12 protein-coding genes are annotated in these 14319 nt (G+C 75.1%); 6 read left to right on the top strand and 6 right to left on the bottom strand.

What is annotated here, in order from left to right; translation table 11 throughout:
* On the bottom strand, positions 1-1278 hold the full coding sequence (locus Msi02_RS25180) for a hypothetical protein (RefSeq protein WP_204050534.1): 1278 nt from the start codon (positions 1276-1278) through the stop codon (positions 1-3).
* Between the two features lie 103 nt (positions 1279-1381).
* Between Msi02_RS25180 and Msi02_RS25185 the strand changes: the two genes are divergently transcribed.
* Genes Msi02_RS25185 through Msi02_RS25195 form a run of 3 tightly spaced genes read left to right on the top strand, consistent with a single transcriptional unit; the run spans position 1382 to position 3284 of the window.
* Positions 1382-2026, top strand: coding sequence for a glycosyltransferase family 2 protein (locus Msi02_RS25185; protein ID WP_204050535.1), 645 nt, complete (start codon positions 1382-1384; stop codon positions 2024-2026).
* A complete protein-coding gene (locus Msi02_RS25190; RefSeq protein WP_204050536.1) occupies positions 2023-2676 on the top strand; it encodes a TIGR04282 family arsenosugar biosynthesis glycosyltransferase in 654 nt (217 codons plus the stop codon). Before Msi02_RS25185 ends, Msi02_RS25190 begins: the two co-directional genes overlap by 4 nt.
* A complete protein-coding gene (locus Msi02_RS25195; protein ID WP_204050537.1) occupies positions 2673-3284 on the top strand; it encodes a methyltransferase domain-containing protein in 612 nt (203 codons plus the stop codon). Before Msi02_RS25190 ends, Msi02_RS25195 begins: the two co-directional genes overlap by 4 nt.
* Before the next feature lie 69 nt (positions 3285-3353).
* Here Msi02_RS25195 and Msi02_RS25200 read toward each other — a convergent pair whose 3' ends face one another.
* The 3 genes from Msi02_RS25200 to Msi02_RS25210 all read right to left on the bottom strand — a co-directional run bounded on the left by Msi02_RS25200 (position 3354) and on the right by Msi02_RS25210 (position 8366).
* The gene (locus Msi02_RS25200) at positions 3354-4352 is read right to left on the bottom strand and encodes an MBL fold metallo-hydrolase (RefSeq protein WP_204050538.1); all 999 of its coding nucleotides are present in this window, start codon (positions 4350-4352) and stop codon (positions 3354-3356) included.
* Positions 4349-5596 (bottom strand): M24 family metallopeptidase, encoded by a 1248-nt coding sequence (locus Msi02_RS25205; protein WP_204050539.1) that lies wholly within the window; start codon positions 5594-5596, stop codon positions 4349-4351. Before Msi02_RS25205 ends, Msi02_RS25200 begins: the two co-directional genes overlap by 4 nt.
* A 79-nt stretch (positions 5597-5675) precedes the next feature.
* Positions 5676-8366: a helix-turn-helix transcriptional regulator gene (locus tag Msi02_RS25210; RefSeq protein WP_204050540.1), complete on the bottom strand. Its 2691-nt coding sequence runs from the start codon at positions 8364-8366 to the stop codon at positions 5676-5678.
* Positions 8367-8564: 198 nt separating this feature from the next.
* Between Msi02_RS25210 and Msi02_RS25215 the strand changes: the two genes are divergently transcribed.
* Positions 8565-10088 (top strand): DUF2079 domain-containing protein, encoded by a 1524-nt coding sequence (locus Msi02_RS25215; RefSeq protein WP_204050541.1) that lies wholly within the window; start codon positions 8565-8567, stop codon positions 10086-10088.
* A gap of 9 nt (positions 10089-10097) precedes the next feature.
* Here the strand turns inward: Msi02_RS25215 and Msi02_RS25220 are convergent, their stop codons facing one another.
* Positions 10098-10841 carry an AraC family transcriptional regulator gene (locus Msi02_RS25220; protein WP_204050542.1) on the bottom strand — a complete coding sequence of 248 codons (744 nt, stop codon included), beginning with the start codon at positions 10839-10841 and terminating at the stop codon, positions 10098-10100.
* 75 nt (positions 10842-10916) lie between these two features.
* Here Msi02_RS25220 and Msi02_RS25225 point away from each other — a divergent pair, with 75 nt between their 5' ends.
* Complete coding sequence (locus tag Msi02_RS25225; RefSeq protein ID WP_239108683.1) at positions 10917-12074, top strand: MFS transporter; 1158 nt, start codon at positions 10917-10919, stop codon at positions 12072-12074.
* A 22-nt stretch (positions 12075-12096) separates the two neighbouring features.
* On the opposite strand, the gene Msi02_RS25230 is transcribed toward Msi02_RS25225, so the two are convergent.
* Entirely contained in the window at positions 12097-13128 is a 1032-nt protein-coding gene (locus Msi02_RS25230; protein WP_239108684.1) for a UbiA family prenyltransferase, read from the bottom strand.
* 119 nt (positions 13129-13247) lie between these two features.
* Here Msi02_RS25230 and Msi02_RS25235 point away from each other — a divergent pair, with 119 nt between their 5' ends.
* Complete coding sequence (locus Msi02_RS25235) at positions 13248-14315, top strand: type III polyketide synthase (protein WP_204050543.1); 1068 nt, start codon at positions 13248-13250, stop codon at positions 14313-14315.
* Positions 14316-14319: the final 4 nt, after the last annotated feature.

Consider the following 14319-nt stretch of genomic DNA (forward strand, 5'->3'; position numbering starts at 1 on the left):
TCACCAGGGAGATCTCACGAACCCCTGCAGCAGCAGACCGAGCACCGCCTGTGCGGCCAGCAGGCGGCGGTCTCCCGCACGCCCGGCCGCCGTACGCCCTGCCGCCGCGGCGACCCACAGGGCGTACGGCAGCCAGATCCGCTCCACCTCGCCCCGGGTGACGCCGCTGACGTCGAGGGCGAGCACCGCGGCCAGCGCCGCCACGGGCAGGATCCGCTCCCCGGCCCGCCCCGCCGCCACCAGCCCGACGGCGGTGGCCGGCCCGGTCACCAGGGCGAGCACGGCCAGGTCGGCGACCAGGAAGTACAGGTACGGCCGGGCCGCGCCGGGGTCGGCCGCCCACTCGGCGTGGGTGGCGAGCACTCCGGCCGGCCACCAGAACCCTCCGGCGGCGAACAGGGCGCTCACCGCCGCCATCCCGGCCAGGCAGGCGGCCACGGTCGTACGCGGCACCTGCGCGGCGGCCGCCGCCACGAGGGGGACGAGCAGGTAGGGCACCAGGCCGTAGCTGAGGTAGGGCAGCGCGCCCAGGGCCAGCCCCGCGCCGAGGCCGAGCGCCACCCGGCCCGCCCGGCTCCGCGCGCCGAGCACCAGCAGCGCCGTCCCCCACGCCCCCACCCCTGCGAAGAACGCGTCCATGGTCGTCGCGATCCACACCGCGGCCGGGCACAGGGCGAGGTACGGCAGCGCCCGCCTGGCCGCGTCCTCCCCCGCGACGCGCCATACGGTCAGCCCGATCGCGGCAGTGGCCGAGCACCCGGTCACGACCACGAGGACGGCGGCCCAGAACGGTCCCGGCAGCCCTGCGGCCGCCAGCGCCCACAGCACCAGCACCGGCAGCGGCGGATGGCCGCGTACGTGTGTGGGGTAGGCGGGCAGGTCGCGGGTGAACCCGGCGAGCCAGCCGAGAGGGTCGTCGCCCACGGCGCCGAGCCCGGCCAGGTATTCCTGCGGGTGGGTGAACGGCCACGCCAGCCCCTCCCCCGACACGGCCAGCAGGACCGTCCACGCGAGCGACGCGGCGAAGGCCGCCGCCAGTGCCGCGCGCATGGGCAGGTGCGCGGTCAGCCGGGGCAGCACGGGGACCGCGACCGCGGCGAAGGCCGCGGCCGGAAGCAGTGCGAGCGTGGGCAGTCGCGCCAGCGCGTGCAGCGGCGGGAGATGGTCGATGCGCAGCACCCCGCGGGCGTGCAGCAGACCGCCCACCGCGAACGCGCCCGCCACCAGTGCCGCCCAGGCCGCCAGTGCCCGCCGTCCCTCCATCGACCGTGCCGTCACGACCGACACGGTAGGCGCGCCGGACCGCCCTCCCCGTCCCGTGGACGGCCCCGTAGTCACTTCGTAAGAACTGTGCGGCCTCGGCGGCCCTAGCTTCTGCGGCATGCAGATCGATGTGGTGCTTCCCTGCCTCGACGAGGCGGCGGCGCTGCCCTGGGTGCTCGGCCGGATGCCGGACGGCTGCCGCGCCATCGTGGTGGACAACGGGTCCACCGACGGGTCGGCCGAGGTCGCCGCCCGGCACGGCGCGCTCGTGGTGACCGAGCCCAGGCCGGGGTTCGGCGCCGCCTGTCACACGGGCCTGGAGGCCGCGACCGCCCCCGTCGTGTGCTTCATGGACGCCGACGCCTCCCTCGACCCGCGGCAGGTGCCGCACGTCGCGGAGGGTGTGGTGAGCGGCGCCGCCGACCTGGTGCTGGGCCGCCGCAGGCCCGTCACCGGATCGGCGTGGCCCGCGCACGCCCGGCTGGGCAACCGGGTGCTCGCCTGGCGGCTGCGCCGCCGCACCGGCGCCCCGCTGCACGACCTCGGCCCGATGCGCGCGGCCCGCCGTACGGCGCTGCTCGCCCTGGACCTGCGGGACCGGCGGTTCGGCTATCCGCTGGAGATGGTGCTGCGGGCGAGCGAGGCGGGCTGGCGCATCGCCGAGGTCGAGGTCGACTACCTGCCGCGGGTGGGCCGCTCGAAGGTGACGGGCACCGTACGCGGCACCGTGCGGACCGTCCGCGACATGTGGCGGGCGGCGTGAAGACCAAGGCCACGACGCAGATCGTCGTCATCGCCAAGGCGCCCGTGCCGGGGGCGGTCAAGACCCGGCTCACGCCGCCCTATAGCGCACGGGAGGCCGCCGCCCTCGCGGAGGCGGCGCTGCGCGACACGCTGTCGGCCGTCGCCGCCGCCCCCGCCGCGCGCCGGGTGCTGGCCCTGCTCGGCGAGCCGGGGCCCTGGCTGCCCGAGGGGTACGACGTGGTCGCGCAGCGGGGGGACGACCTGGCCGCCCGGCTGGCCGCCGCCTTCGCCGACGCGTGGGCGGCCCTTCCCGTCCCGGTCGTGCTGATCGGCATGGACACCCCGCAGGTCACCCCCGCTCTGCTGGCCGAGGCGGGGCGGTTGCTGGGCGGGCACGAGGTCGTGGTCGGCCCGGCCGCCGACGGCGGATTCTGGCTGCTCGGGCAGCGCAGGCCCGACCCCGCCCTGCTGGCCGGGCTGCCGATGTCGCGGCCGGACACCGGGGCGCTGCTGCTGGAGCGGATCCGCGCCGCGGGCGTACGAGCCGCCCTGCTGCCCGAGCTGACCGACGTGGACACCGCCGCCGACGCGCGCGCGGTGGCCGCGCGGGTCCCCTCCTCGCGGTTCGCGGCGACGCTGGCGGCCCTCGGCGCGGACGTCCCCGCGTGATCGGCCCCCTCTACGCCGAGTCGCTGGACGGCGCGCGGGTCGAGGTCGAGTCGGCCGACGGCAGGACATGGCCGCTGGAGGCACGGCGCTGGCTCGACGGCGCCGAGGGGGACGAGGCCATGCTCGCCCGCTGCGCCGACCCCACACTCGACGTGGGCTCGGGACCGGGGCGGCTGACCGTGGCGCTGACGAGGCGCGGCGTGCGGGCACTCGGCATCGACGTCACCCCCCGGGCCGTACGGCTCACCCGTCTGGCCGGCGGGCGGGCCCTGTGCCGCGACGTGTTCGGCCGCGTGCCCGGCGCCGGCCGCTGGGGCACCGTGCTGCTGGCCGACGGCAACATCGGCATCGGCGGCGACCCCGACGCCCTCCTGCGGCGGGTCCGCGAGCTGCTGCGGCCCGGCGGCGAGGTCGTCGCCGAACTCGATCCGCCCGGCGCCACGACCCGTACCGAGCGGGTCCGCCTTCGCCGGGAGGGCAGGGTCACCGGATGGTTCGCCTGGGCGCGGGTCGGCGTGTCCGGCATCGGGCCGCTCGCCGCGCGCACCGGCTTCCGCCCCGTGGAGGTGTGGACCGAGGCCGGGCGCTGGTTCTCGGTCCTGGGCTGAACCGGGAGCGGCTCGCGCGGGTCGTCCGATCGTGCCGCCTCCAGAGACCCCGTCACTCCGGAACCCGGTTCAGGGGCGGGTGTAGAGACGGTAGGTGGCCAGGACGTTGAGCCGGTGCAGGTTCCGGCACAGGTCGAGCATGCCGCGCCGGGCCACGTCCTGGGGGATGCGATACCGCGCGAGCGCGGCGGACAGCTCCGGGTCCAGGCCCTCCGCCCACGGGTCGGTGCACGTCTCCATGGTCTCCTCCAGGGTACGGCCCGCCTCCACGGCTCCGAGCACCTCGTCGTGCAGCCGCTCCAGGTAGGCGACCAGCGTGTCGATGGCCGCATGGCCGTCCCCGGAGGGCCCGTGACCCGGCACGATGGTCGCCAGATCGGGCAGCGCCTCCTTCATCCGGCGGAGGGTGCCGATGTACGGCTCGGGACCGCCCTGCAGCAGCATGTGGGCGATGCCCGCGTGACACAGGAGGTTCCCCGTCCAGGCGACGCGGGCGTCGGGCACGTACACGACGGTGTCGCCGGGGCCGTTCCCCGGGCCGAAGTGCCACAACTGCACCACGCGCCCGCCCAGGTCGATCTCGGCGAAGCCGTCGAACACGAGGTCGGGAGTGCGCCACTGGGTCACCGCGTCGAGGAGCGTCTCGTCGCCGTACATGTTGCCCGACCTGACCTGCTTCTCGTAGTCGAGGTCGCCCATGTTCTCCTTGTTCGGCCGCGACGACACGATGACGGTGCCGGCGGGGAACGCCATGTTCCCGAAGGTGTGGTCACCGTGGTAGGTCGTGTTGACGAGGAAGCGCAACGGCCGATCGGTCAGCTCGGCGACCAGCCCCTGGATCCGTCCGGACACCTCCGGGGTGATTCCGGCGTCCACGATCAGGGCGGCGTCCCAGCCGACGACGAGCCCGTTGTTGTCCTTGGGCGGGATGGTCGCCATCAGCGCGTGGACGCCGTCCGCGAGGGCATGCGGAACCAGCCGCAGGCCCGAGGGCGAGAGGTTCGGCCCCGAGTATCCGCTCGGCCGCTCGGACAGCTCGCGTTCCGGAATGTGGGCGGTCGCGCTCATCCCTCGCTCCTCAGCAGGTGGGCGGTGAAGGGGTTGAGCTCGACGGGGCCGTCCTCGCCGATGACGACGGTGCCGCCGAGGTTGGTCAGTCGATCACCGATGACGGCGTTGGGCTCGAAGGCGAAGGTCATCCCCGGCATCAGGGGGAGCTGGCCGCCCATCGTGGGCAGGTCGAACAGCCGGCCGTATCGCGCCGCCTCGGGCAGCCTGCGCAGGCCGGCGCCGAAGCCGCCGACGGGGCCCATCGGGTTGAGCGTGTGGACCAGCGGGTGGACGTTCCAGGCGTCGGCGTCGCGCAGCGGCCCCTGCATGGCCTCCACCAGGTCGCCGAAGGTGTTGCCCGGACGGGCCGCGGCCAGACCCGCTTCGTAACTGGCACGGGCCACCTTCGCGCCGGTCTCGATGTCCGGGTGCGGCTCGCCGACGGCGATGGCCACCTGGTGCTGGGTCTCCTTCATGCCGAAGCGGCAGAACACCTCGGCCATGACGACGTCGCCCTCCTCGAGGACGCGCGGCGCCTGGGGCCGGTAGGACCAGGCGGGCGGGCCCCAGGAGACGAAGCCCGGCCCGGACGACAGCAACATGCCCGGGGCGGCCAGGCCGCGCCGGAACGCCGCCGCCATGCCGGCCGCGTAGACCTCCGCCTCGCTCACCCCCGGCCGGGCGGCCTCCCGCATCGCCTCGGCCATGGCGTCGCCCGTCTCGGCCGAATACCGGACGACCGCGAGTTCCTCCTCGGACTGCCGCATGATGGCGAGCAGGTAGCTCAGCCCGACGGGTTTGAAGGTGACCTCCGGCAGCTCCGCCAGCACCTGGGACCACAGGCCGTACGGCATGATCGGATTGATGTGGAACGGCGGGTAGGGGTCCAGCCCCAGCACCCCGACGGCCGCCGTCTCCAGGTTGTGTTCCCTGAGGACCTCCGCCACGCCCGCCGCGTGCCTGGCCACCCGGATGCGCTCCGGGGGGATCCACAGCTCCTCGCCCCTTCTGCTCGCCTGGATGTGGTCGGCGACGGGGAGCGTCGACCAGGTCAGCTCGACGGGGTCGGCGTCGCGGCAGAAGACGACGATCGCGCCGGGCCGGTCGTTGGTGAAGTAGGCGTCCGGAGCGAAGGGGGCGAGATCCACGCACTCGTGCTCGCCGTACGCGATGAGCGCCTGGACGCCCTCGGCTTCCATGATGCCGCGGGCGTTCGCCCAGCGGCGGTCCCGTTCCGCCAGTGAATAGGTGGGAATGCTCATGCCGCCGAGGCTAGGAACGGACGCCTCCGTACCGCCTCCGTCATGTGACGGTAGTGGCGGGCACGTCGGCGGGGTCCGCTTAGGTCATCACGAACCTGGCGAGCTCGGCGCGCGAGGTGATGCCCAGCTTGGGGAACGCCTTGTACAGGTGGTAGGCGACCGTACGCGGGCTCAGGAAGAGCTGCGCGCCGATCTCCCGGTTCGACGCTCCGCCCGCCGCCAGCCGCACCACGTGGAGCTCCTGCGGGGTGAGCGTGGCCAGCGGGTCGCGGCCGTGGTCGCGGGGGGACGGCGAGACGCCGGTGGCACGCAACTCCGCCTCCGCGCGGGCCGACCACGGAGCCGCGCCGAGGCGGACGAACGCCTCCATGGCGGCGTTCAGCCGGATGCGGGCCTCGGCGCGGCGCTGGTGACGTCGCAGCCATTCGCCGTACAGCAACTCCGTGCGGGCCTGCTCGAAGGGGTGGTCGGCCTCGCGGTGCAGGGCCAGCGCCCGCTCGTACGCCGCGTCGTCCCCGGTCATCAGCGCACGGCAGCGCTCCAGTACGGCGAGCGCCCACGGCTGCCCGGTGGCGCACGCCCAGGTCGCGAAGCGCTCGATCGCGTCGCGTGCCCGCTCGGGGGTGCCCACCCGGACGGCCGCCTCGACGTAGTCGGGGTAGGCGTACCGCCAGATGAAGGCGTGCCGGCCGGGCCCGCTCATGCGCTCGTCCATGCGCTCCAGCACGGACGTGTAGCGGGCCGCCCCCAGGTCCAGCATGATGGCCGCGTACGTGGCCCAGGTGGCGCCGGTCATCCACGTCTCGGCCGCACACGCCTGCGCCATCAGCCGGCGGCACTCCTCCTCCGCCCCGGCCACCGCCGCAAGCCAGGCGGAGATGCCGATGAGGTAGTTGTCCCAGTACGGCTGGTCGTTGTCCGCCGCGATCTGCAGGCCTTCGCTCACGCCGGCCCGCGCGGCGCGGTGGCGCCCGTTGAGGATCTGCGCCACGGCCTGGAGCAGTATGGCCTGCGGGAGGCGGCCGACCCGCCCGGCCTGGCGGCATTCGGCGACCAGGCCGTTCGCGTCCTCCAGCATCATGCGCTGCCGGCCGTGGACGAAGCCGAGGTAGGTCCTTATGGCGCGCAGCTCGAACGGGAGCGCCGCCTGGTGCCCCAGCCTGGAGTACGGCATGCCGAAGACGGCCGTGTCGTCGCCCTCAAGCAGGTGGACCACGTCCTTGCTGAACTCCTTGAGCACGCTCAGGGGGCCTTCGACGAGCGGAGTCAGGTCCGCGATACGGCGGGCCAGGCCGAGCTGGTCGGGATGGGGAGTGCTGCTCCAGATGTAGACGCTGGCCATGCTCGCCATCGGCAGCACCGCCTCGGGGTCGACCGGGGCCAGAGCCTCGACGCCGTCCAGGAACAGCCGGATCGCCTCCAGCGGCCGGCCCGCCTCGAAGGCCAGCGTGGCCCGCACCCTCGCCAGCTCGGCCGCCACCGCGGGGTCGGCCGCGGGACAGGCCCGGCGGGTGAGCTCCTCGGCGCGCCGCCGCAGGCCTGCGTCCAGGGCGGCCGCCGCGGCGGCGGCCCAGCGGCGCGCCGCGGCCGGCGGATCGGCGGAGAGCCGCGCCGCCCGCTCGTACCCCGCCGACGCCGCCGCCTGGCCGCTGCGCCTCGCGGCGCGGATCGCGGCCTTCTCCAGCTCCCCCGCCACCCCCTCGTCGGGCCCGGTGGCCACCGCCGCCAGGTGCCAGGCACGCCGGTCCTCGTCCGTCGCCCCGGCCAGGGCGTGGTGCGCGGCGACGCGCTGCGCCACATCCGCCGCGAGCCGCGTCGCCGTACGCACCAGAGGGTGGCGGAAGGCCACGCCCGTGGGGGTGACCCCGACCAGCCCCGCGCGTTCCGCGGGCGCGAAGTCGGTGAGCGAGACGCCCATGCCGTGCAGGGCGCGGTTGAGCGTGTCGATGTCGCCGCTGTCGTCCAGTGCCGCCACCAGCAGACATGACCTGGTCGCGGCGGGAAGCTCCAGGATCGCGGCGCGGAAGCCCGCCAGCACCCGGCCGGAGACCGGCTCGGCGCCGCCGAGGGAGAAGACCGGCGGCCCGATGGCTCCGGCCCGTTGCTCGGCGGTGAGCGTACGCGGCAGCTCCAGCAGCGCCAGGGGGTTGCCCTGCGCCTCGTCCACGATCAGCTCGCGTACGGCCAGTGGGAGCCCGCCGGCCCGCTCGGCGAGCAGGCTCGCGGCCGGTCGCCTGTCCAGCCCGGTCAGCCACAGCTCCGGCTGCCCGGGGGCGGGAAAGGACGTCCCGTCGTCGCGCGCCGCGAAGATGAGCGCGATCGGCTCGGCATGCAGGCGGCGGGCCGTGAACAGCAACGCGTCCGCCGACTCCTGGTCAAGCCACTGGGCGTCGTCCACCAGGCAGACCAGCGGCCGGTCGGCCGCCAGCTCGGTCAGCAGGCTCAGGGTGGCGAGCCGGACGAGGAAGCGGTCACCGGGCGCCGCCCGGCCCAGCCCCAGGGCGCTCATCAGGGCGTCCGCCTGCTGGTCCGGCAGCGCCGCGATGCGGTCGAGCATCGGGCGCAGCAGCAGGTGCAGAGCGGCGAACGGCAGCTCCGCCTCCGACTCGACCCCGCTCACCCGCAGGACGCGGCCGTGCGCGGCGGAGGCCGCGTACTCCAGCAGCGCGGTCTTCCCGATCCCCGCCTCGCCGCGGAGGATCATCACACCGGTGCGATCGGCCAGCAGCCGATCGATCTCCGCCTGTTCCGCTTCGCGGCCGTGGAGCATGCCTCATAGTCTGCCGCACACCGTTGCCGGTTGATCCACTCGCCGGCCTTGCCCGGGTCCCCGTTTCGAGTCCGCTGGTCACGCGTGTGCTTCCGGTCCGCGCCGGGGCGGCGTGGATAGGCTGCCGCGGGAAGCAGGCGGAAGCGAACGGGGCGGATGGCGGGGATCGCGCGAGCAGTCGCACGGCTGGTCGCAGGAGTGGTCGCAGGATGGTCGCGGGCGCGGCGCGGCGACCGCGTCGGCGGGAACGGCGCCCCCGGACACCTCGCCTCCGGACGCCTCGCCACCGGATGCGTGGCCGGCGGGGACCTCGCCGGCGTCTCGGCCCTCACCGTCGCGGCGGCGGCGCTCTACGCGCTCTATTCGTGCGTCACGCTGGCGCGGTTCCGGGCGGGCGCGTACGACCTGGTGATATTCGACCAGGCGATCCGCTCGTACGCGCGTTTCCAGCCGCCCGTCTCGATGCTGAAGGGAGTGCACAACGGGTTCGGGCCGGGGTTCTGCGTGCTCGGCGACCACTGGTCTCCGGCGCTCGCGCTGCTGGCGCCGCTGTACTGGATCCACGACGGGCCCGCGACGCTGCTCGTCGCCCAGGCCGTCCTGCTCGCGCTGTCGATCCCGTTCGTGTGGGCGTACGCCTTCCGCGCCTCCTCGGCGGTCACGGCCGGGCGGCGCGTCGCCTATCCCGTCGCGGTCGCCTACGCCCTGTCGTGGCCGATCACCGAGGCCGTGGCCTTCGACTTCCACGAGGCGGCGTTCGCGCCGCTGCTCACGGCGGCCATGCTGGAGCGCCACCAGGCCGGGCGCAGGCGGGCGGCGCTCCTCGCGGGGCTGGCGCTTCTGCTGGTCAAGGAGGACATGGGCCTGCTGCTGGCCGGGTTCGGGCTGGTCCTCCTCACCCGCCGCCGCGACCGGAGGCCGGGCGCGCTGCTCGTCGTCGGCGGCGTCGCCGCGACCCTGGTGGCGACGCGGCTCCTCATCCCGCACTTCGGGGGCAGGGCCGGCTACTACTGGGCGTACTGGAGGCTGGGCCCGGACCTGCGCCGGGCCGCGGTGCACGCCGTCACGCGGCCCGGCGACATCGTCGCGCTGCTCGCCGACCCGCCGCTGAAGCTGCGCACGCTCGTGCTGACGCTCGCTCCCGTGCTGTTCGCCGCCGTGCTGTCCCCGCTGGGCCTCGCCCTGCTGCCGCCGCTGCTGGAACGCATGCTCGCCGGCGCCTACCCGAACTGGTGGACCCCGCGGTACCACTACACGGCCTTCGTCGTCGCGGTCGTCTTCGCCGCCGGGATCGACGGGGCGCTGCGGGCGGCCTCCCGCTTTCCCGGACGGTCCGGAGGGCTCGTGCGCGGATGGGCGCTGCTCGTGCTCGCCACCGCGCTCGCGCTCGTGCCGTTCTTCTCGTTCGGCGCGCTGTTCACACCTTCGTTCTACGCGGAGACGGCACGGACGCGCGCGGCCGGGCGCGCCGTGGCGGCCGTGCCCGACGGCGTGCTGGTCGAGGCGGCCGGCTCCCTCGCCCCGGCCCTGTCGCCGCGTACGCGGACCCTGTTGTGGGACCGCACGCCGCGCGGAGCGCCGTGGGTCGCGGCCGACGTGGGAGCCAGGGACTTCCCCTTCGACTCGGTCCGGCGGCAGATCGCCAGGGTCGAGACGCTGCTCCGGCAGGGCTACCGGGTGGTGTTCCGGGAGGCCGGCTACGTGGTGCTCACCCGGCCGTGACCGGCCGCCTCACGAGCGCACGTACGCGTGCGGGGTGGTGCCGAAGGCGTGCTTGAACGCCTGGATGAAGGCGCTGGGGCCGCTGTAGCCACAGGCGGCGGCCGTCGAGGTCACCGACCGGCCGCCCGCCAGCAGGATGAGCGCGCGATGCAGCCGTAGCTGGGTGCGCCACTGCGGGAAGCTCATGCCGGTCTCGGCGCGGAACAGCCTGCTGAGCGTGCGTTCCGAGGCGCCCACCGCCGCCCCAAGCTCGGCGAGCGTCCGGCCGTCCGCCGGGTCCGTCTCCAGGATGGCGGCCACGTCGCGCAGCCGGGGATCGGACGGCGCCGGCAGGCACAGCGGCAGCGCCTCGACCTCGCGGAGCTGGTCGAGCAGCACGCGTTCCAGGTTGGCCCGCTGCGTCGCGGTCGGCTCGTCGTCGCCGGTGAGCGCGAGCATCACCTCCCGCAGCAGCGGCGTGATCGCCAGGACCGTGGGCCGGTCCAGCCGCAGCGGGTTGACCGGGGGGTCGAAGACCAGCGCCCGCATCTCGGTCGGCCCGTACGCCTCGTGCGCGTGCGCCACCCCTGCCGGGATCCACACGCCCCGATGCGGCGGCACCACCCAGTCGCCGATCGGGGTCGAGATCCGCAGCACCCCGCGATGCGGGTGGATGAGCTGGTGCGAGGCGTGGTCGTGCCAGTCGATGCGCTGGCGGTGGGCCAGCGGCACCCGGGACGGGCCACCGCTCGCGGAATGGCGGATTGCCGACATGACTCGGCAGAGTATCGCTAGTTCGCCGACTCGGTCCTCCGGGATGCTCGACGGAGCCTCTCAAGGAGACGATCAGTGACACAGACAACCGCTTCGGCACCTGCGGCGCGGGCGACGTCCGCGTGGCGGCGCATGTGGCTGTGGGCGGCCGCGCACGCCGTCGACGACCTCTACCAGGGACTGGTGCCGGCCTGCGTGCCCTACTTCGTGCTGGACCGGCACTACGGCTACGTGGCGGCCTCCGGGCTGACGCTGGCCGCGGCCCTGGGCAGTTCGATCCCGCAGCCGTTCATCGGCCTGGCGGTCGACCGTTTCCGCCTGGGCTGGCTGGCCGCCGCCGGCGTCGCGCTGGCCGGGCTCGGCCTCGGCCTGTCCGGGCTGGTGGAGCCGTACGCCGCGGTCTGGACCCTCGTCCTGCTGTCCGGGCTCGGGGTGGCCATGTTCCACCCGGCGGCGGGCAAGGGGGCCAGGGAGACGGCGGGAGACAGCGCCACCGCCATGAGCGTCTTCGCGGCGGGCGGGAGCGTCGGCTTCTTCCTCGCGCCGGTGCTGGCCACGCCCGCCCTGATCTCGATGGGCGTCGGCGCCACGGCGCTGTTCATCCCGCCGGCCCTGCTCGTCGCGTTCGCGCTGCTCAGGAAGCGGCCCTCGGCCCAGGCGGCCACGGCGGGCACGCGCGCCGGCACCGACAGGTGGGCGCCGTTCATGGTCCTCACCGGCATCGAGGTCGTCAGGTCGGTGACGTTCTTCGGCGTGCTCACCTTCATCGAGCTGTTCTGGATCAGGCACCTGGACGCCGGACGCGGCCTCGCGGGCGCGGCCCTGGCCGCCTTCCTGGTCGGCGGGGTCGCCGGCACGCTGATCGGGGGACGCCTCGCCGACCGGATCGGGCTCGTGCGGACCGTGCAGATCGGTGGCCTGCTGGCCATACCCGCGCTCGCCGGGCTGCGCCTGCTCCCGGGGCCCTACCTGCCGCTGCTGTTCGCCGTGCTGGCGGGCATCGCGATCAACATCCCGTTCGCCGTGCTGGTGAAGCTGGGCCAGGACTATCTGCCGAACCGGCCGGGCACCGCGGCCGGCGTCACGCTCGGGCTCGCCGTGAGCGTCGGCGGGCTCGCCGCGCCGGTGCTCGGCGTCGCGGCGGAGGCGTACGGCCCGCAGGGCGTCTTCACGATCCTCTGCCTGGTGCCCATCGCTGCCGTGGGACTGGGGCTGCTTCTTCCCCGCAGATGACCCCCGCAGGTGCTGCCAGGCCTCACCCCGCGGTGATGACGCCCGGCGTGGCGGCGAGCAGCAGGACGTCGATCCCGGCGGCGCCGACGGCGGCGGCGAAGGGCGCCACGGGCACGCGCCGGCCGAGCAGCAGGCCTGCCGCGGCGCACGCGGCCACCCCGGCGAGCGCGAGCCACCCGGCCGGGCCCGCGGGTCCCGGAGGCGCGACCACCAGCAGCACGGACGCGGCCAGCAGCGGCAGCGGCAGGACGACCCGCACCCGGGCGGCGCCGAGACGCTGCGGCCAGCCCCGCACCCCCGTGGCGACGTCCGTCTCGATGTCGGGCAGCACGTTGGCGAGGTGCGCCGCGCAGCCGAGCAGCGCCGCGGCGAGCACGACCCACCACGCCGGAAGGGGGGCCGGCAGGGAGACCGGCAGGGCATGGCCCGGCGTTCCGGCCGTCACGAACACCGGCACCGCGCCGAACCCGGCCGCGTACGGCGCCCACGAGGCCGCCGTGCCCTTGAGCCACAGGTTGTAGACCCAGGCCGCGGCGACGGCGAACAGGTGCGTCGCCCCGGCCACCACGCCGCAGGCCAGCGAGAGCGGCACGCACGCCGCCAGCGCGGCGAACGCCGCGGCGCGCACCGTACGCGCGGACACCAGGCCCGCGACGATCGGCTTGGCGGTCCGCCCGCCCGCGGCGTCCCTGGCGGCGTCCACGACGTCGTTGCACCAGCCCACGGACAACTGGCCGGTCAGCACGGCGAGAGCCGTCAGCGCCGTCCCCGCCGGGCCCCACCCGGCCACCGACACGAGCGCCGTGACCAGGGTCGTCACCGCCGCGGCCGGGCCCGGATGGCACGCCCGGGCCAGGCCGGCCGCCGTCCGCGCCACCATCCGTGCCACAGTCCGTGTCACGGTCCCGGCCGCCCGGGGGCGCCCATCGGCCGCCTGGCTGCCCGCGCTGTCCGGCGAGGCGAGGTCCGCGCGACGCGCGCGGCGGACCGGCACGGCGGCACCCGGGCCGCCGCCTGCCGCCGTGTCGTCGGGCAGTTCCCCTGAACCGGTCACGATCCCGAGCGTAACCGGGCGCCCCCGGGCACAGATCACGATTAGCCCCGGAAGGTATGCGACAGCCATCAACGGGCAAGAGAGACTTGTCACGGTTTTCGCCGGCACGGGGATGTGAGATGACGCGGATCGCGGCCGTCCATGGTGTCGTTCCCCCTCATCGCCACTCGCAGGCGGAGATCGCTGACGCACTGGCGCGGGTCTGCCTTCCGCCGGGCGGCGATCGCCGGCTCCTCGACCGGCTGCACGCCGGTGCCCGGGTGCGGCATCGCAACCTGGTGCTGCCGCTCGACCAGTACGGCAAGCTCGACGGCTTCGGCGCGGCCAACGACCTGTTCGTCGAGGCCGCGCTCGACCTGGGCGCGCAGGCCGTCATGGGGGCGCTGGAGGCGGCCGGCCTCACCCCGGCGGACGTGGACATGATCATGTGCACGTCGGTCACCGGTGTCGCCGCGCCGTCGCTGGACGCCCGCTTAGCCAACCGCATCGGGCTGCGCCCCGACGTGAAGCGGGTGCCGGTGTTCGGCCTCGGGTGCGTGGCGGGCGCGGCGGGGATCTCCCGGCTGCACGACTATCTGCGCGGCTGGCCCGGCCACGTGGCGGTGCTGCTCTCGGTCGAGCTGTGCTCGCTCACGTTGCAGCGCGACGACACCTCCACGGCCAACCTCGTGGCGGGCGCCCTGTTCGGGGACGGCGCCGCGGCCGTGGTCGCGTACGGGGACGAACGCGAGCCGCCACGCGCGGACGCGGCGGGGCCCGTGGTGGTGGCGACGCGCAGCCGCCTGTATCCCGGCACCGAACGCGTGATGGGCTGGGACGTCCGCGACAGCGGCTTCCGGGTCGTGCTGGACGCCGGGGTGCCCGACGTGGTCCGCACCCACCTGGGCGGCGACGTGCACGGGTTCCTCGCCGACCACGGCCTGACCGCCGGCGACGTCACCGCCTGGGTCTGCCACCCCGGCGGCCCCAAGGTGCTGGAGGCCGTCGCGGAGACGCTCGCGCTCCCGGACGGCGCGCTCGACCTCACCTGGAGTTCGCTGGCGGCCAACGGGAACCTGTCGTCGGCCTCGGTGCTGCACGTGCTGCGCGACACCCTCGCCCTGCGGCCCCCGCCGCCGGCCACACCGGGCCTGCTGCTGGCGATGGGCCCGGGGTTCTGCTCCGAACTCGTCCTGCTGCGCTGGTAGGGAG

This window comes from Microbispora siamensis (genome assembly GCF_016863095.1).
In the GTDB taxonomy this organism is placed as follows: Bacteria; Actinomycetota; Actinomycetes; order Streptosporangiales; family Streptosporangiaceae; genus Microbispora; species Microbispora siamensis.